15 protein-coding genes are annotated in these 17600 nt (G+C 54.9%); 9 read left to right on the top strand and 6 right to left on the bottom strand.

Annotation, left to right across the window (positions count from 1 at the left end; genetic code table 11):
- Positions 1-18: 18 nt before the first annotated feature.
- The 3 genes from LHF31_RS01090 to LHF31_RS01100 form a co-directional block, all read right to left on the bottom strand.
- Positions 19-738, bottom strand: coding sequence for an ABC transporter ATP-binding protein (locus tag LHF31_RS01090; protein WP_303773217.1), 720 nt, complete (start codon positions 736-738; stop codon positions 19-21).
- A gap of 15 nt (positions 739-753) precedes the next feature.
- Positions 754-1542 carry a Yip1 family protein gene (locus LHF31_RS01095; protein ID WP_303773219.1) on the bottom strand — a complete coding sequence of 263 codons (789 nt, stop codon included), beginning with the start codon at positions 1540-1542 and terminating at the stop codon, positions 754-756.
- Positions 1543-1743: 201 nt separating this feature from the next.
- Positions 1744-2265 (bottom strand): hypothetical protein, encoded by a 522-nt coding sequence (locus LHF31_RS01100; protein WP_303773220.1) that lies wholly within the window; start codon positions 2263-2265, stop codon positions 1744-1746.
- 145 nt (positions 2266-2410) lie between these two features.
- On the opposite strand from LHF31_RS01100, the gene tyrS reads away from it, so the two are divergent.
- From tyrS to LHF31_RS01125, 5 genes are all read left to right on the top strand, one after another.
- Positions 2411-3691: a tyrosine--tRNA ligase gene (gene tyrS, locus LHF31_RS01105; RefSeq protein WP_303773222.1), complete on the top strand. Its 1281-nt coding sequence runs from the start codon at positions 2411-2413 to the stop codon at positions 3689-3691.
- Between the two features lie 82 nt (positions 3692-3773).
- Positions 3774-4799, top strand: a complete 1026-nt coding sequence (locus LHF31_RS01110; protein ID WP_303773224.1) for a class I SAM-dependent methyltransferase — start codon at positions 3774-3776, stop codon at positions 4797-4799.
- 138 nt (positions 4800-4937) lie between these two features.
- On the top strand, positions 4938-6338 hold the full coding sequence (locus LHF31_RS01115) for an efflux RND transporter periplasmic adaptor subunit (RefSeq protein ID WP_298007682.1): 1401 nt from the start codon (positions 4938-4940) through the stop codon (positions 6336-6338).
- Position 6339: 1 nt separating this feature from the next.
- Positions 6340-7029, top strand: coding sequence for an ABC transporter ATP-binding protein (locus tag LHF31_RS01120; RefSeq protein ID WP_298007680.1), 690 nt, complete (start codon positions 6340-6342; stop codon positions 7027-7029).
- The gene (locus tag LHF31_RS01125; RefSeq protein WP_298007678.1) at positions 7026-8252 is read left to right on the top strand and encodes an ABC transporter permease; all 1227 of its coding nucleotides are present in this window, start codon (positions 7026-7028) and stop codon (positions 8250-8252) included. The genes LHF31_RS01120 and LHF31_RS01125 overlap by 4 nt, the downstream gene beginning before the upstream one ends.
- Positions 8253-8359: 107 nt before the next feature.
- Here the strand turns inward: LHF31_RS01125 and LHF31_RS01130 are convergent, their stop codons facing one another.
- Entirely contained in the window at positions 8360-9139 is a 780-nt protein-coding gene (locus LHF31_RS01130) for an inositol monophosphatase family protein (RefSeq protein WP_298007676.1), read from the bottom strand.
- 300 nt (positions 9140-9439) lie between these two features.
- Here LHF31_RS01130 and LHF31_RS01135 point away from each other — a divergent pair, with 300 nt between their 5' ends.
- Positions 9440-11164 (top strand): ABC transporter permease subunit, encoded by a 1725-nt coding sequence (locus LHF31_RS01135; protein ID WP_303773227.1) that lies wholly within the window; start codon positions 9440-9442, stop codon positions 11162-11164.
- Between the two features lie 4 nt (positions 11165-11168).
- Complete coding sequence (locus LHF31_RS01140) at positions 11169-12482, top strand: nitrate/sulfonate/bicarbonate ABC transporter ATP-binding protein (RefSeq protein WP_303773229.1); 1314 nt, start codon at positions 11169-11171, stop codon at positions 12480-12482.
- Between the two features lie 62 nt (positions 12483-12544).
- On the opposite strand, the gene LHF31_RS01145 is transcribed toward LHF31_RS01140, so the two are convergent.
- Both LHF31_RS01145 and LHF31_RS01150 read right to left on the bottom strand, forming a co-directional pair.
- Positions 12545-13597, bottom strand: coding sequence for an NBR1-Ig-like domain-containing protein (locus tag LHF31_RS01145; RefSeq protein ID WP_298007320.1), 1053 nt, complete (start codon positions 13595-13597; stop codon positions 12545-12547).
- A gap of 155 nt (positions 13598-13752) precedes the next feature.
- Complete coding sequence (locus tag LHF31_RS01150; protein WP_298007323.1) at positions 13753-14448, bottom strand: 1-acyl-sn-glycerol-3-phosphate acyltransferase; 696 nt, start codon at positions 14446-14448, stop codon at positions 13753-13755.
- Between the two features lie 354 nt (positions 14449-14802).
- Between LHF31_RS01150 and LHF31_RS01155 the strand changes: the two genes are divergently transcribed.
- Both LHF31_RS01155 and LHF31_RS01160 read left to right on the top strand, forming a co-directional pair.
- Positions 14803-15144 carry a metalloregulator ArsR/SmtB family transcription factor gene (locus LHF31_RS01155; protein ID WP_298007326.1) on the top strand — a complete coding sequence of 114 codons (342 nt, stop codon included), beginning with the start codon at positions 14803-14805 and terminating at the stop codon, positions 15142-15144.
- A gap of 14 nt (positions 15145-15158) precedes the next feature.
- A complete protein-coding gene (locus LHF31_RS01160; RefSeq protein WP_298007328.1) occupies positions 15159-17351 on the top strand; it encodes a cation-translocating P-type ATPase in 2193 nt (730 codons plus the stop codon).
- The last annotated feature ends 249 nt before the right edge of the window (positions 17352-17600 follow it).

Raw genomic sequence — 17600 nt, forward strand, 5'->3', positions numbered from 1 at the left:
AAGAAAGACTGAATCCGTTCAACCCGCGCTCTTTTCTTCCTGCGGAAGCGCGCTGGCTTTCTCAAATTCTTCGCGAGAGACCACCCTGCCATCCAGCAAATAGACGGTGTGGGTGGCAAACCGTAGCATGCGCGGATCGTGGGTGACCACCATCACCGTGCGCCCCTGCTGGTGCAATTCGCTGAGCAACTGCATAATGCTGTACCCCGTCACCGTGTCCAGGTTTCCGGTCGGCTCATCAGCGAGAATCAGACGGGGGTTATGCACCAGCGCACGGGCAATGGCAACCCGTTGCTGCTGTCCACCGGACATCTCCGTAGGGCGGTGTTTCAGGTGGGTGGCAAGCCCTACCTGGGTGAGCAATGCTCGGGCGCGCGTGAGACGCTCGCCAGTGCGAATACCGCTGAAGCGCATTGGAAAAGCCACATTTTCCAGTGCGGTCATACTGGACACCAGATTGAACTGCTGAAACACAAACCCCACCGTACTTCGCCGATACAATGCCAGGGCATTTTCATCCATAACGCTCAAATCCCTGCCATCCACCAGAATCTGTCCACTGGTGGGACGTTCCAGACCTCCCAACAGATACAACAGGGTGCTTTTTCCCGAACCGGAAGGTCCCATCACCACCGTAAACGACCCGGCAGGGATATCCATATCCACCCCGGCAAGGGCATGAACGCGCACCCGTCCCATAATGTAGGTTTTGCGTAATTGACGAATTGAAATGAACACGTCGCCATTCATAGGCTAAAACGGGAAAAATCCGCCGGTTTGCAGTCCGCTTAACTGCGCGCCAATAAAGCCGGGCAACGCCTGTAACACCAGCAAAAGGACAACCGCCACCAGCACTGAAATCACTGTCTTGCCTGTGGAAAGTCCGGAAGTGCGTTTTGCACCCAAAACAAGCAATACCACCTGCCAGACCAGATACAGATCTACAAAGGAAAGCAGAGAAGCAAGGAATACAGCACCGCCGCCGGTTTCTGCCTGAATGAAACCAGAAAGCCCCGGTTTCTGAATGCTGTGTTGGGTGGAAAGCACCGCCACGAGATGCACCAGTTCCCTGACTGCCAGGGGCATCAGGCTCCAACCTGCCACGCTAAACTCAGCAACGCGCGAACCCCGTCCGCCTGCCAGCGTCAGCACCAGGTGCACCAGCGCCGCCAGAATCACCCACGAAAGCCACACCTTTACCACTGCCACCACGGCTGGCAACACATAAATCAACGCAGGAGAAGGGTCAGGCTGGGCATTTTGCATGTACTCCTGCTGCATCTCTGGAGACCAGTACTGAAAATCTGGCGGCGGCTCAACGGGTCTGGCAAGCAGTTCCTGCGTGCGCACCGGACCTGTTGCCAGCACCACTCCCAGAGAAATCACCGTCAGGAACAACACAGGCAGAATCCAGGTTGATACTTCTGTTTGGGCAATCTGATCAAATACCTGACGGGGACGCAGGAGGATGCGCCAGAGCCAGTCCCAGTGCCAGCGTTTCTGGGAGGTCTCCACTACCTCGATTTCTTCGATATTGGACATATCATTTTCCTCTCTGGAAACAGGAATACGAATGGTGGAATTCTCAATATATGTAAAACGAGTGTAACTATGAAAAGGTTCCCATGTCAATGGATTTCAGGTCAAGATTTACTAAAAAAATCTCCCCCTCCAGTTCAGGGGGAGATTTAGAGAGTTTCCCTGATTACCAAAAGGTCAATGGAATCGGTCCCACTGGAAAATTTATTTCGTCACCACCGGCAGGAAGGACAGATTGGTCACCAGCCAGCCGTGTACGCGCACACGTACTGAGCAAACGTTGCCGCCATTGGCTTCGGCTCTCAAAAAATGGGTTGCCTGCACAATCAAGGCAGGTGACTGGAAATGATCGGAAAAGGTTTCTCTATCCAATTCTCTCATGTGAATGCCGTCTTCATTGTAGGTAGTGCCTCCGGAAATGTAAGAATCGTGAATGTAGACATGCAGGAGCCCTTTATCCAATCCGCAGGTGGAGGCTGGCGTAATGAACACATCGGTCACTAGCAGATAGTATCCTGTGGGAACCTGCGTAAATGTCGTCCCTGAAGCATCATGGAAACAGGTAAGGTTTTCAGTACTTCCAGCATTAACATTCGGCACCAAGCAGTAAATCGGGTAACCTACATTTCCCAGAGCAGCCTGTCCTCTGGTCTGAAAGACAAGAAAAACCAGCACGAGCGCAACGATCAACGCCGCGCCCATTAAGCCAAACATTCGCCTGTTCATTTTTCCCTCCCCAAAAAATATACTTTTTAACATAATATATCCATAATTATTAAAATTCAATATCTTCAAGTCATTCCAAACCCTAAACTTCTGCGGAGAGGATACCCTGTGGTATACTCTCGAACGTAAGGAGGACAGAAGCATCATGAGTAACAATGCCTTTGAAGAACTGCAATGGCGCGGATTGATTTTTGATTACATGGAGGGTGTCCCTGAACTGCTGGCGAAGGAAAAGGTGACCGTGTACAACGGCTTTGATCCCACTGCCGACAGTTTACATGTTGGACATACCCTTCCATTGATTGCTCTGGCGCGCCTGCAGCGTTTCGGGCATACCCCAATTGCCGTTGCCGGCGGCGGCACGGGCATGATTGGCGACCCGAGCGGAAAATCCAGCGAGCGGCAATTGCTTTCCCGTGAGCAAATCGAGTACAACGTCTCGTGTATCCAGAAGCAACTGGCGCACTTCCTGGATTTCGAGGTCAAGAGCAACCCCGCCACACTGGTTAACAACGCCGACTGGTTGTTGAAACTGAATCTGGTGGACTTTCTGCGCGAAATCGGCAAGCACTTTACCGTCAATTACATGCTGGCAAAGGATTCGGTCAAAAGCCGTCTGGAACGCGAGGAAGGCATTTCGTTTACAGAATTTTCTTACATGCTTCTGCAGTCTTACGATTTCCTTCACCTGTACGATACCTTCGGATGCAAACTGCAAACCGGCGGCAGCGATCAATGGGGCAACATCACCGCAGGTGCCGAACTGATTCGTCGGGTACGCGGCGGACAGGCTTACGGTATGGTGTATCACCTCATCACCAAAGCCGATGGGACCAAATTTGGCAAGACCGAATCGGGCTCCGTCTGGCTGGATCCGAACAAGACCTCACCATACCGCTTCTACCAGTTCTGGTTGAATACTGACGATCGGGACGTGATCAAGTACCTCAAGTACTTCACCTTCTTCACCCGCGAGGAAATTGAAGGGATGGAGGTCAGCCTTGCCGAACGTCCGGAACAGCGTGAACCGCACCGCGCGCTCGCCCGCGCCATGACGCAGATGATTCATGGCGAAACCGCTCTGGCTCGCGCAGAACAAGCCAGTCAGGCGCTGTTTGGTGGCGAACTGGAAAACCTGAATGCCGCGGAAATCGCCGATATTTTCTCCGAAGTGCCTGCCTGCGAAGTTCCACGCCATCAACTTGAAGGAGAGGGATACCCGCTGGTCGACCTGCTGGTCACCTCCGGGGTTGCCCGCTCCAAAGGCGAAGCACGGCGCAATATTCAGGAAGGGGGCATCTATGTCAACAACCGGCGGGTGGAAGATGTGAACCGTGCCGTCAACCTTCAGGACGCCCTGCAGGGACAGTTTGTGGTTTTGCGAAAAGGGCGTAAAAACTACACCTTGGTTCGTTTGCTGGAGTAAACCTGCTATCCCTCCCAAATATGGGAGGGATTTTGTTTGTGCAAAACGGAAGAATTCAGTACAATAACAGTACTCTATCTGTATGGAGTCAGACCCACTTTCCTTACACCTGCCTGCCCTGAAAAGCGCTCTGGACGCCCGCTCAGGGCTGATTCAACCTCCCTACCGCTCTGCCATTCGCCTGTTCGCCGGTTTTTACGAGGGCTGGGAAGACCTGGTGGTGGATTTGTACGGCGCCACGCTCTTGCTGTGGAACTATGCCGACCATCCTGAGTGGCTCTCCCCTGAAATTCAACAGTCTCTGATCGATTTTTATCGCCAGCATTTGCCTTTCCTGAGGGCAGTTTGGCTCAAGACCCGCCAGGCGCCCGAGCACCAGGGACGCATCGGCACGTTGATCTGGGGAGAACGCCCCGACCGCCGTATTCAGGAACACGGTGTCTGGTATGCCATTGATTTGGGCATGCATCAGGATGCCAGTTTCTATCTGGATACCCGCAACCTGCGCCTGTGGCTCAAAGAGCATGTCACCACCGAAACGGAAGTGCTCAACACCTTTGCTTACACGGGAAGCCTGGGAGTTGCCTGCCTGGCAGGCGGTGCGGCGCGAGTGGTGCAGGTGGACATCAACCGTCAATTCCTCAATCTGGCAAAAGACTCGTACAGTCTGAATGGCTTACCCATCATCAAAGGCGACTTTCTGCAGGAAGATTTCTTCCATGTTGCCGCGCGGATGCGCCGCAACGGTTCGGAGTACGATATTGTCATTATCGATCCGCCCTTCTTCTCCCGCACCGCTGGCGGGGAAGTGAATCTGGTTGAGGAATGCCTGCGGGTGATTAACAAAGCCCGTCCGCTGGTGCGACAAGGGGGCTGGCTGATTGCCGTCAACAACGCCCTCTTCCTGAGCGGAAAGGATTATTACACCTCGTTAAAATCGTTATGTGCGGACGGTTATCTGGCAATTGAAGAACTGCTGGATGTGCCCGAAGATATTACCGGCTACACCAGCACCCGCATCAATCCCCCACCGGTTGACCCCTCACCCTTCAATCACCCCACCAAAATTGCCATTCTGCGGGTATTACGAAAAAAGCCTCTCCGATAATTGACTCTATACAGAGACTCTTTCCCCCTTGACACCCTCTCGAGATAAAATTATTATTCGATATCGTAATATTCGATATGTTTATATTTCCGGGCACTTAACGGAAATCTCATCTTTTACAGAAGACAGGAACAAGATATGAAACGAACTCTGCTCACCCTTCTCATCATTGTCGCACTGGGCATTGGAGGTTACTTTGCCTACACCACCTGGCAAAGCAACCGAGCCGGCACTGCCAATACCTGGCAAACGGTCACTGTAACCCGGGGACCTCTGGTTGCTGTGGTGGGTGCAACTGGAACCGTTCGTGCCAATCAAACTGCCGTGCTGGCATGGCAAACCAGTGGACGGATTGCCGAAATTCACGCTGCGGTAGGGGATGCAGTACAAAAGGATGAGGTGCTGGCAGTGCTGGATGAGAAATCCCTCTCGCAGTCCATCATCCTTGCCAAGGCAGATCTGGTAACTGCCAAACGCAACCTGGAAAACCTGAAAAATTCTCAACTGGCGCAAGCCCAGGCGTATCAAGCTCTGGTAGCGGCACGCAAGGAACTGGAAGATGCGCAACAGAACCGCGCCAGCAAGCAATATGCCCGTGCTCAATCTGATACCATTGAAGTGGCTCGGGCAAATCTGGCACTGGCGGAAGAAGAATTAAAGAAAGCCCAGGACACCTATGATATCTTCAAAGACCGCCCGGAAAGCGACCTGTTGCGAGCACAAGCCCTGACAGCGCTCAACGAAGCCCGCAAGAGGCGGGATCGCGCCAAAGCCAACCTGGAATACCTGACCGGTGGACCGGATGCGCTGGAAATTGAACAGGCCGATGCCCGCCTGCGCCTTGCCGAAGCCAGACTGGCTGACGCTGAACGGGAATGGGAACGGGTCAAGAACGGTCCGGACCCGGATGATATCATGGCGGCTGAGGCACGGGTTGCCGCCATTGAAGCCACGCTGGAACTGATTTCGCTCAAAGCCCCGTTTGACGGTACGGTTACTGAAGTTCGCAGTATGGTGGGCGACTCGGTCAACCCCGGGACAATTTCCTTCCGGATTGACGACCTTTCCCGCCTGCTGGTAGATGTGCAGATTACCGAGGTGGACATCAACCGCATTCAGGTAGGGCAAAATGCCACGCTGACCTTTGACGCCATCCCGGGAAAAGAATATCATGGCAGAGTCACAGAGGTAGGCAGAGTTGGCACCAATGTACAGGGTGTGGTGAACTTCTCCGTCACCCTGGAATTGACCGACCCTGACGAGGCTGTGCGCCCCGGCATGACGGCAGCCGTGAACATCGAAACCGACCGGGTGGAGAATGTCCTGCTGGTTCCCAATCGAGCCGTGCGTCTGCGCGAGTCCAAACGGGTGGTGTACAAACTGATCAACGGAACCCCCACCCCCTTTGAGGTGACGCTGGGATTGACCTCCGACGCCTACAGTCAGGTGCTGAGCGGGGTGAGCGAAGGAGATGTACTGGTGTTGAACCCTCCGGTGCAATTCCAGGCAGGTCCTCCAAGTGGTCGGATAGGGAATTAATATGAGCAGTGAATATGTCATTGAAGCCTACGATTTGACCAAAATTTACCGAATGGGCTCGGTGGAGGTACGCGCGCTGGCAGGGGTCAGCCTGAAGATTCGCCGCGGCGAGATGGTTGCCATCATGGGACCTTCGGGTTCAGGAAAGTCTACCCTGATGAACGTACTGGGTTGCCTGGATCGCCCAACCAGCGGACGGTACATGCTGGATGGTGAAGAAACTTCGAAACTCAACGACGACCAGTTAGCCTCCATCCGCAACCGCAAGGTAGGGTTTGTTTTCCAGTCCTTCAACCTGCTGCCGCGGGTCACCGCTCTGGGCAATGTAGAATTGCCTCTCCGCTACGCAGGGATGACCACAGGGAGAAGCGAGCGCGCAAAAGAAGCCCTGATTGCTGTGGGGCTGGCAGAGCGCCTGTACCATCGTCCCAGCGAACTTTCTGGTGGACAGCAACAACGGGTTGCCATTGCCCGCGCGCTGGTGAACAATCCTGCCATCCTGATGGCAGATGAGCCCACCGGTAATCTGGACTCAAAATCGGGGAAAGAAATCATGGAACTGCTGATCAATCTCAACCGCGAACGCGGGGCAACGGTGATCATCGTCACCCACGATCCCAACGTTGCCGCGCAGACTCAGCGAATCATCCGCCTGATGGATGGGTTGATTGTAGAGGATGGTGCAGTATGATTGTGCTTCAGTCCATCATCGAAGCCCTGCAGAGTTTAACCGCCAATAAACTGCGTTCGGCGCTGACCATCCTGGGCATCGTCATTGGGGTAGCGGCGGTAATTGCCATGCTGGCAGTGGGAAATGGCGCACAATCTGCCATTACCGGCTCGATTTCCGGCATCGGCACCAACCTGCTGTTTGTTTTTACCGGGAATCTTGAGGGGAACATCCGCAATGCCAAACCGCTCACCCTGGGTGATGTAGAAGCCATTCGCGATGCCTTCCAGGCGCCGCACGTCGCCAACGCCGCACCTGCCATTCAGGCTGACCGCGAGGTGTCTTTTGGCGGAGAACGCACCCGTCCCACGTTAATCGGGATTACGCCGGAGTATCTGGAGGTGCGCAATTTTAAATTGAGCGAGGGCGAACCCATTAACGAATCCCACATTCTGGAGCGCGCCTCGGTAGCGCTGATTGGCACAGAAGTTGCCGATAAACTGTTTGGCACACGCGAAGGCATTACCGGGCAGATCATCCGCATTGAGGGACAGCCCTTCCGCATTCTGGGCGTGCTCGAATCCAAAGGGGGTGGTGCCTTTGGCAGTCAGGACAACGTGGTCATGGTGCCTTTCTCCACCGCGCAGGAACGGCTTATCCGCCGAACGCGCGAACGGGTGGATATCATCTTTGTGCAGGCAGTGGATGCCAATTCCGTCTCTCTGGCGGCAGAGGAAGTGGCGCAAATTTTGCGCCAGCGCCACCGCACCGAAGTGGGTGCCGATGACTTCACCATTTTTACCCAGCAGGATTTCATCTCCACTGCGAGGCAAATCACCTCGGTGCTGACCATCTTCCTGGGGGGCATCGCCGCCATCTCATTACTGGTGGGAGGCATCGGCATCATGAATATCATGCTGGTCTCGGTCACCGAGCGCACACGGGAAATTGGCTTACGAAAAGCACTGGGAGCGCGTAAGCGCGATATCCTTATTCAATTCCTCACTGAGTCATCTCTGCTCTCGCTCATCGGTGGGCTGATTGGCATTGCCCTGGGCTGGCTGATCGCCTTTGTGGTTGGGCAGATTGCCGCCGCTAACAACACCGAGTTAAACCCCGTGGTGGGCATGGATGCTATCCTGCTGGCTACCCTCTTCTCTACAGCGGTAGGGCTGTTCTTTGGGATCTACCCCGCCAGCCGCGCCGCCAATCTGGAACCCGTCGAAGCACTGCGGTACGAGTAGTTCTATAAAACCTTTGCAAACGGAACAAAGCCCCTTCTGAAGAGAACATGGACCTCCAGAAGGGGTTTTAACATCTTGCTTTATCGCTATGGAAAGTTTCAGCCTGTCTAACTGGAAGATTGTAAGCAAGCCAGAACATCAGGGAGCAGAAGGTGGGTGGTTGCCAGCGCCTCGCCGCCGTAGATGGTCTCATTGCCCTGCCAGTCGCCAAAAAAACCGCCGGCTTCGCGGAAGATGGGCGGAAAAGGCGCACAATCCCACTCGTTCATGATGGGGTCCAGCATGACCTCGGCTCTGCCGGTTGCCACCAGCAGGTAGCCATAGGCATCTCCCCACCCCCCTCGATGATAAGACGCTGCCTGAATGCGCTGCCAGGCGGCATCCTTGCCGGTTTTCTGGAAATTGTACGGGTCGGTGCTGGTGACCCAGGCTTCTGAAAGACGGGTTACGGTGGAGACCCGTGCCCGCCGACCGTTCCACCAGCAGCCTTCGCCGTCCGCGGCGGCAAGCATTTCATCCATGGCAGGGTAATAGGCAACCCCCACCCGCACCCTGCCTTCAATTTCCAAGCCCAACAGGACGGCGTACAGCGGGATACCTCGCAGGAACGATTTTGTGCCATCAATCGGATCAATGAACCAGCGATGGGTGGCACCCTCGCTCTCCTGAACGCCAAACTCCTCACCCACAATGGCATGACTCGGGAATCGTTTTTCAATGCGCTGGCGAATCAACTGTTCGGATGCGCGATCAGCCAGGGTCACGGGGGAAGAATCGGCTTTGAACTCTGCCTGAACGCCTGTCTGAAAATAAGCCAGAGTGGACCGTCCCGCCAGATAAGCCGTCTCAACAGCGAAATCCAGATAATCGCGAAGTGAAGTGGACATCAAACCCTCCAGAGAGAGATTTTCTGGTGATGATAACATACGAAACAGATTCGGGAAAAGGGGTTGTCAAAATCTTTCCCGAAGAGTACAATTGCCCAAGTTATGGACAGTTCGGGAAGTAGTCGCTTACCTGAGGAACTGCCTCGAACAGAGGTTGCGCTGCAATCGGGCAAGGATTGCAAACAGGGAGTTTAAAGGCTTTCGCGGGATAGGGCTCCCTGCTCAAGATCAGCCGATGATTTGGAGCGCATCGCCTCTGGCGGGGCGCTCCAATCTTTTTAAGAGCGGAGGTGAAACACAATGACCCTATCCACGCGTTCGTTTTCCATGGGGGCGGGTTCGGAACGCCGCTTTGGAATTGCCGATGTGCTGGTGTTGTTTGGACTGGCAGCCCTCCTCTATGCGGGTGTCCGTCTGGCAATCAATGCCCCTCCCAGCGTTCAAGAACCCGTGATTTCCCTGCAACCGCATGTGCTGCCATGGTACGCTCTTCGCTCCGTGAGCCGCATGCTGGCGGCTTACCTGCTTTCGATGGTATTTACGCTGGTGTACGGGCGCGCTGCGGCTTATAACCGCCGCGCCGAACAGGTACTGATTCCTCTGCTCGATGTTTTACAATCGGTACCGATCCTGTCATTCCTGCCGGTGGTCCTGCTGGGGTTGAGGGCAATCTTCCCGGAGCGTTTGGCAGCAGAATTGTCTTCGATTGTGTTGATTTTCACCAGCCAGGTCTGGAACCTGACCTTTGCCTGGTACCAGTCCCTTCGCACCATCCCCAAAGAACTGCGGGAAGCCAGCGCGATTTTCCGGCTCAATACCTGGTTCCAGTTCAAAACGCTGGAACTTCCCTTTGCCGCCATTGCACTGGTATGGAACAGCATGATGAGCTGGGCTGGTGGGTGGTTTTTCCTGATGGCGGCGGAAATCTTTACCGTGGGTGAACAGGATTACCGTCTACCCGGGCTGGGGGCGTACCTGCACGAAGCCGCCAATCAGGGCAACATTACCGCGATTCTCTGGGGAGTATTGGCACTGATACTGACCATCCTGGTTCTGGATCAACTGGTCTGGCGTCCGCTCATGGCATGGACAGAGCGCTTCAAACTGGAGATGGTGGAAAGCGACAATCCCCCTACGTCCTGGTTTTACGACCTGCTCGGGCGCTCGCACATTTTGAACTGGCTCAACCAGCGGATTTTTACACCGCTGGATGAAGCCCTGGACGCGCGCATGGCACGCTGGTTTCCTCCCAAACCCATTAAACCCGTCAACGGGGGAAAACTTACTCCCGTAGAAATCCTCCTGGGTTTGGGGCTGCTGGGGATCATCCTGTACGGGGCAACACAGGCATTCCATTTGCTGTTCAGCATTTCATGGTCCTCGTGGGGGGTGATCGCTCTGGGTGTGGGAGCAACCTTCCTGAGGGTGATGATTTCTTTAATCATTGCGCTGGCATGGACAATCCCTGTGGGGGTTGCCATTGGCACGAACCCCCGCCTGGCGAGTTTCTTCCAGCCACTGGTGCAGGTCATTGCATCTGTTCCGGCAACAGCCATTTTCCCCATCTTTGTGCTTTTACTGATTCAACTACCCGGTGGGCTCAATCTCTCGGCTGTGCTGCTGATGTTGATGGGCACCCAGTGGTACCTGCTGTTTAATGTGATTGCCGGTGCCAGCGCCATTCCCCAGGATTTACGCTATACTGCCCGACTCATCCACCTGAACAAATGGGAACAGTGGCGCACCCTCATCTTACCGGCTTTATTCCCCTATCTTGTCACCGGGATGATTACGGCTTCCGGGGGTGCATGGAACGCCAGCATCGTCTCCGAGTACATCACCTTTGGCGGCAGAGTGGTGAAAACACTGGGGATTGGCGCATTGATTACCCATTCAACCGCCCAGGGAGATTACAGCATGTTGCTGGCATCCACCCTGGCAATGGTGGTCACTGTAGTACTGATTAACCGCCTGTTCTGGCGGCGGATGTATCTGCTGGCTGAAGAACGTTATCGCATGGAGTGAGACAATGAACCTGAATTCGCAAACTTCTCTGGTGGAATTGAAACATGTCCAACAGGTGTATGGCAGTGGCGCACGCCGCTTTACCGCTATTCAAGATATCAACCTGACCATTCGAGAAGGTGAGTTTGTCGCCCTGTTAGGTCCCTCAGGATGTGGCAAAAGTACCCTACTGCGCATCATCACCGGGCTCCAGTCACCCACCGAGGGAGCGGTGTTGTATCGAGGACAGCCCTTAAAGGACGTTAATCCTCACGCCACCATTGTCTTCCAGACCTTTGCGTTGTTCCCATGGCTTACCGTTTATGAGAACGTGGATCTTGCCCTCAAGGTGCGCGGCATTCCTGCTGAAGCGCGCCATAACCGTACCCTTGAACTGCTCGATAAGGTTGGGTTGGATGGTTTTGAAACAGCATATCCCCGCGAACTTTCCGGAGGCATGCGTCAGAAAGTAGGCTTTGCCCGCGCCATTGCCGTTGAACCGGAACTGCTATGCCTGGATGAGCCGTTCTCTGCCCTGGATTTGCTCAGCGCTGAGTCGCTGCGCGGCGAGTTGATGGAATTGTGGCTGAGCGGCAGTATTCCGACCCGGGCGATCTTAATGGTAACGCACAATATTGAGGAAGCAGTGTTTATGGCTGACCGGGTGATCTTGATGGACAAAGAACCCGGACGGGTGGTGGGAACCCTGGAGATTAATCTACCCCATCCGCGCCAGCGCAAATCCCCGGCGTTTCAGGCAGTGGTGGATCAGGTTTACGCTGCACTGGCCGGACAGACCCAACCAGAAGCCGTTGAACTGGGGAGTGCCCCCGGTGAACCCGGCACCACCCGCCGACTGCCGCAGGTGCGCATTAACGAGTTGACCGGTTTGCTGGAACACCTTGTCGAAATTCCCGGAAAGCGCGAGGATATTTACCGCCTTGCTGAGCCGCTTGGAGCCGATTCGGATCACCTGCTGGATCTGATCGAAGCCGAAGAACTGCTCGGGTTTGTTCGAGTGCAACAGGGTGATGTGATTCTGACCGATCTGGGTGAGACCTTTGCCGAAGCGCGCATCCTTGCCCGAAAAGAGATTTTCGCCACCCGCATCCGGCGCCTGCCTATCTTCCGCTGGTTGCTCAGTATGCTTCGCAAGGCGGATGAACAGCGTCTGGAATGGGATGTTGTGCAAGCCGCGCTGGAACTGGAATTCCCGCCGGACGAAGCAGAACGTCAATTGGACACGATTGTAGACTGGGGACGTTATGCTGAGGTGCTGGCTTACGACGACAATGAGGGGATGATCTATCTGGAAATGGAACCCACTGTGGAAAAATAATCTCATTCGTTAAGAGACCAGCCCCCTTGATCGGGGGCTGGTCCGTTGATTTTCAGCAAGATCTATTTCACCGTGATGGTGATGGGCAGGGTGCAGAGGGTTTTGTTCCCGGAAACAATTGACCACGTGGCACTGTACGTTCCCGCTTTGTCCGGCGCCAGCATATCCACGATGATGTTGACAGTTTCGCCGTTGCGGACGGTGGTTTTGAAGTCATATATTGACTTCTTGTGCATGGATGTGCCGCTGACAAACTTGTAATCCACCGAATGTTGATCCCAGTCCTTGCCGCTGGTGTTCTTCACCTGCCAGATGGCGTCAAAGTCCTCACGGGGTTTGAGCGCCTTGCTCGGGCTGGTACTGATGATCTGGCATACCGCGCCGCTGGATGGGGGCGGGGTCGGTGAGATCACCGTACCGCTGGAGACATTCCGGAAAGCATTGTAAGCATACTGCTTCTGTGGGCTGTCCAGCCGGATGGTAATCCAGTCCACGCCCTTGACCGACTCGGGCAAAGTAACCGTAAACTTGAAGGAACCGCCACTGCCGGAATTGATTTTGTCCACGACCACATAATCCTTGAAGAAAGTCTTGAATGGCCCAACCCGTACGGTAAAGGTCTGGTTGGCAGGGAAGCGATAGGCTTGAACGGTTACGGCTTTGTCTTTCTCTACGGCGATAATCTCGATGGAGGGTTTGCCTGTCGTGCTCTGGGTTGGCTGAGCGGTCGGCGTAGCAGTCTTGTTATCAAACCAGTTGTAACTGTAATAACCAGAAGCGCTGTCAATGCGCAGAGCAATCCGGCTCAAGCCTTTGAGGCTTTGAGGAATATTGAAGGTGGCTTCAAAGATTCCATCTGCCCCGGACTTCGCCGTGCCGACAACCGTGCCGCCGATGGCGTAGTTGCCCATCTTATCCATGCGAGCAGTGAATTCGGTGTTCTTGGGCAGATTGCTGGCGCGAATTTTCACCCACTCATCTACTTTCACTTCCAGAATGGTGATAGTGGGAACGCCATCTGCCCGAACAGTGGGGGCAAATGCGGTGAGCATGACCATACTCAACAAGAGCGCGCTCACCAGAAACGATAAGAATTTTTTCGATTGTGCAAACATACATCCTCCTGTGGAATACTCTCCAGAATATCCGTGTGATTGTGGATCAATCTTTATGACGAATCCATGAAGAAAAAGTTCCCCGGAAGTTTTCATTAAAAAAAAGCCCCTCAAGACCTGGTTTCTTGAGGGGTTGGATTTCGTCTGGTAAAAATTTACGCCGAAGCCAGCGTACCCAGCGCATTGGGGGTGCGCGTCAGGCGGATTTCGCTTTCCCGCGCCAGTTCAATGATATGATGCATGATTGTGCTGGAAACCGAACGCACCTGTTCACGGTCTTCGGCATCCCCATGGAAGAACAGGGGTTCGCCTGCGGTCATGGCATACGGGCCGCGCAAATACCAGCGTCCGTATTCCACCTGTCCTTTGACGGTTGAGCGCACGGTATGCACCCGGCTTTTGTCCAGATGAATGCCCACCGGGATCACCGGCGCGCCGCTCGCCAGCGCAAGACGAGCCACCCCTGTACGTGGTTTGCAAAAGCCACCCTCTTCCGGACTCAAAGCGCCTTCGGGGAAGATGATGATGTTGTAACCTTTATCCAGATACTCCAAAGCGCGGTCGATGGCTTGTTGGCCCTCGCCTGCTTTCACCGGGATGTGCCCGGAACGGCGCAGATATGTCCCCAGAATGGGCACCTGAAACAACAGATTGTTGATGAGAATGAAGGATTGCTCTCCCACCATGGCGGCTACAAAGAAGGGATCGGTTGTAGTCGGGTGATTCGGAGCAAAAATTTTGGCTCCGCCTGGAGGGGCGGCACGCCGCTCCACATCCAGATCCAGCATCACATTGGAATAGGTCTTAACGACCGGCTTGGAAGCCCAGTAGAGCAGTTTTTCAGATACCATTTTCAAATCATCTTTCCAGAGGCGTGACAAAATTTCGTTACCGATGACCCCAGCATAACAGACCTGACACGCCAGTGGAACTGCTCCGGGATACATCCTTTTTGAAACCGGTCATATGAGGTTCGAAACAACAGTGGGAGTAAGCCTATGACCTCAGGTTTCATGTAGTATAACCCGGTTTCACGAAATTGGATACGGGCTTGACCTTACAGGTTTGCAAAGCCATATAGATGAATTTCCGGGCATTGCTTCCTCTTGACAGAAAAGGTTCTCGCTCCTATACTTGAACATATGAACAATAATTCATATGTTTTCAAAAAAGAATCCCCAAATTTGCGTTGTGAAGATAACCGTTTGCACGAAGACGCCATCCAGCAGGCACAGGCAGACCTGATTGATGGCTTGACGGCAACCCGCCTGGCGGCGGCGTTCCAGGCGCTGGCAGACCCCAGCCGGGTACGTCTTATCTCGGCACTGCTGAAGCAAGAATTATGCGTCCATGACCTGGCAGCCGTGCTGGGGATGAGCCAGAGCGCTACTTCGCATCAACTGCGGGTCCTGCGCGCATGGGGATTGGTGCGCACTCGCAAAGAAGGGCGTATTGTCTATTATGCTCTGGATGATGATCACATTCGGGAACTGTTTCAACGCGGGCTGGAACACGTCCGCCACCAACATCCCGTTCAACACCCATAGGAGTCTTTCCAGGTATGAAGAAAACCTACCTCATCGAAGGCATGGATTGTGCCGATTGCGCACGACATGTTGAAGAAGGCGTCCAAAAACTTCCCGGGGTGCAGTTCGCCCGGGTTGACTTTGCCACAGCCACCCTGACTCTGGAGGGAGACTGGGATGAATCCGCGGTACATCAGCGGGTACAGGCGCTGGGCTACCGCCTGAAAGATGAGCATCAACCCCCAACCACAAAACCAGAACCCTTCTGGCTGGGGTTAGGACGTTATCTGATTGACCAGGCGGAAACCCGCCTTGCCCTGATCGGGGGTGGGTTGCTCCTTCTTGCAGCCTTGCTTCAATTACTTGCGGGATCGTCTCCGCTTGTTTACCCCATTCAGTTGCTTGCTCTGGGGCTGGCAGGTTATCCCATTGCCCGCAGTGCTCTGGCAAACCTGTTCATCAATCGCAGTATCAGCATTAACCTGTTGATGACCCTTGCTGCCATCGGTGCCGTCATTATTGGCGAGAGCGGAGAAGCGGCAACGCTCATCTTTTTATTTGCGCTGGCAGAAGCGCTGGAAGGCTACACCACCGACCGCGCCCGCCGTACGTTAAGCGGATTGCAAAACCTCACTCCCACCCATGCCCTGCGTCTGGAAGCCGACGGAGAACGCTGGGTGCCGGTGCAGACACTGACTCCGGGCGACCGCGTGCGGGTACGACCGGGAGAACGCATCCCTGCCGATGGCGTGGTGCAATCCGGCGCTTCTGACGTCAACCAGGCACCCATCACTGGAGAAAGTATGCCTGCCTGCAAGCAACCCGGCGATCTGGTCTTCGCCGGGACGGTCAACGGCAGTGGAGCGCTGGAGATTGAAGTTTCCCGCCCGGCAAAAGACAGCACCCTGGCGCGCATCATCCAGATGGTCACCGAAGCACAGGCACGGCGCGCACATCTCCAACGCTGGATTGACCGCTTTGCCGCAGTGTACACCCCCGCTGTGGTGGTCATTGCCTTGCTGGTTGCCATCATCCCGCCGGTGTTGTTCGGTGAACCGTTCTGGAATACCCCGGCAGGACACGGCTGGCTGTACCGCGCACTGGCATTGCTGGTGATTGCCTGCCCATGTGCACTGGTGATCAGCGCGCCGGTGACCATTTTGAGCGGGCTGACCGCCGCCGCCCGCCAGGGGGTGCTGATTAAAGGAGGAGTCTATCTGGAAACCCTCTCGCGGGTCAAACGGATCGCCTTCGATAAAACCGGCACCCTCACCCTGGGCAAACCCGTGCTGACCGACCACCGCGCGGTGGACTGCCCCGGCTGTGAGGACCGCTCCGCCTGCCCTGCCTGCCGTGACGTGCTGGCTCTGGCAGCAGCGCTGGAACGCGCCAGCGCCCATCCACTGGCACATGCCGTGGTTTCCGCCTCGCAAATGCAGGGGATACATCAGCAGTACCCCACCGCCCGGAATTTAATCACCCTCAACGGCGGGGGTATTCAGGGCATTGTCCAGCAGGATGTGATTACGCTGGGCAGTCACGCACTGTTCGACGGGAACTATCCTCACAGCCCAGAACTGTGCACGCAGGTAGAAGCCCTTGAACAACAGGGAGAGACCACCATGCTCCTCTCGCAAAACGGGACGGTGCGCGGTTACCTGGCAGTAGCCGACGAGGTACGCCCGGAAAGTCGTCAGGTCATGGAAGACCTGCGCCGGATGGGGATCCGCACCATCATGCTCACCGGTGATCATCCGGCGGCGGCACAGCGGGTTGCCGGACAGTTGAGTGTGGATGAGGTACGCGCCAGCCTGCTTCCTGAACAAAAGTTACAGGCAGTGGAAGAACTGGCACGTTCGGACGGGACGCTTGCCATGCTGGGAGACGGCATCAACGATACGCCGGCATTAAGCGCGGCGCAGGTGGGCATCGCCGTCGGCGGCACGGGAAACGCTCAAGCCATGGAAACTGCCGATGTAGTTCTGTTAAGCGGCGACCTGAGTAAACTGCCCTACACCCTGCGGCTGGCACGATTCGTCATGCGCATCATCCGCCAGAACGTGGCTTTCTCGCTGGGGGTGAAAGCACTTTTCCTGATTCTGGCAGTGATGGGCACCGCGACGCTGTGGATGGCAGTACTGGCGGACATGGGCGTTTCTCTCCTGGTGATCTTCAATGGTCTGCGTCCTCTGCGCTTCCCGCAAGGCACGTTTCATCCAAACGGGTGAGAGGCGAATCAACATTTTTGATGATGAAAAAAACGGATAAATCCGGTATCCTGTAAGCAGTTCAGGGATGCTTCTCAGGGTGTTTTTTCGGGGAATACTGGTGGAACCTTCTGAACGAACTTACAGGTGATTGGATGGGAGCAAAACGCCGGCAAGCCATGACCGGCGTTTTGCCATTTAACCGATGCTTAACATGGTTTGGACGTGACTTTTCCCGATTTATTCTATAATTCCCTTACCTTCTTTTCA

The sequence above is a fragment of the Anaerolinea thermophila genome, assembly GCF_020723905.1.
Taxonomy (GTDB): Bacteria; Chloroflexota; Anaerolineae; order Anaerolineales; family Anaerolineaceae; genus Anaerolinea; species Anaerolinea thermophila_A.

Coding starts and splice junctions, on each gene's coding strand:
- LHF31_RS01095 (WP_303773219.1), bottom strand. CDS start 1,542: ATGTCCAATATCGAAGAAATCGAGGTAGTGGAGACCTCCCAGAAACGC.
- LHF31_RS01100 (WP_303773220.1), bottom strand. CDS start 2,265: ATGAACAGGCGAATGTTTGGCTTAATGGGCGCGGCGTTGATCGTTGCG.
- tyrS (WP_303773222.1), top strand. CDS start 2,411: ATGAGTAACAATGCCTTTGAAGAACTGCAATGGCGCGGATTGATTTTT.
- LHF31_RS01110 (WP_303773224.1), top strand. CDS start 3,774: ATGGAGTCAGACCCACTTTCCTTACACCTGCCTGCCCTGAAAAGCGCT.
- LHF31_RS01115 (WP_298007682.1), top strand. CDS start 4,938: ATGAAACGAACTCTGCTCACCCTTCTCATCATTGTCGCACTGGGCATT.
- LHF31_RS01120 (WP_298007680.1), top strand. CDS start 6,340: ATGAGCAGTGAATATGTCATTGAAGCCTACGATTTGACCAAAATTTAC.
- LHF31_RS01125 (WP_298007678.1), top strand. CDS start 7,026: ATGATTGTGCTTCAGTCCATCATCGAAGCCCTGCAGAGTTTAACCGCC.
- LHF31_RS01130 (WP_298007676.1), bottom strand. CDS start 9,139: ATGTCCACTTCACTTCGCGATTATCTGGATTTCGCTGTTGAGACGGCT.
- LHF31_RS01135 (WP_303773227.1), top strand. CDS start 9,440: ATGACCCTATCCACGCGTTCGTTTTCCATGGGGGCGGGTTCGGAACGC.
- LHF31_RS01140 (WP_303773229.1), top strand. CDS start 11,169: ATGAACCTGAATTCGCAAACTTCTCTGGTGGAATTGAAACATGTCCAA.
- LHF31_RS01145 (WP_298007320.1), bottom strand. CDS start 13,597: ATGTTTGCACAATCGAAAAAATTCTTATCGTTTCTGGTGAGCGCGCTC.
- LHF31_RS01150 (WP_298007323.1), bottom strand. CDS start 14,448: ATGGTATCTGAAAAACTGCTCTACTGGGCTTCCAAGCCGGTCGTTAAG.
- LHF31_RS01160 (WP_298007328.1), top strand. CDS start 15,159: ATGAAGAAAACCTACCTCATCGAAGGCATGGATTGTGCCGATTGCGCA.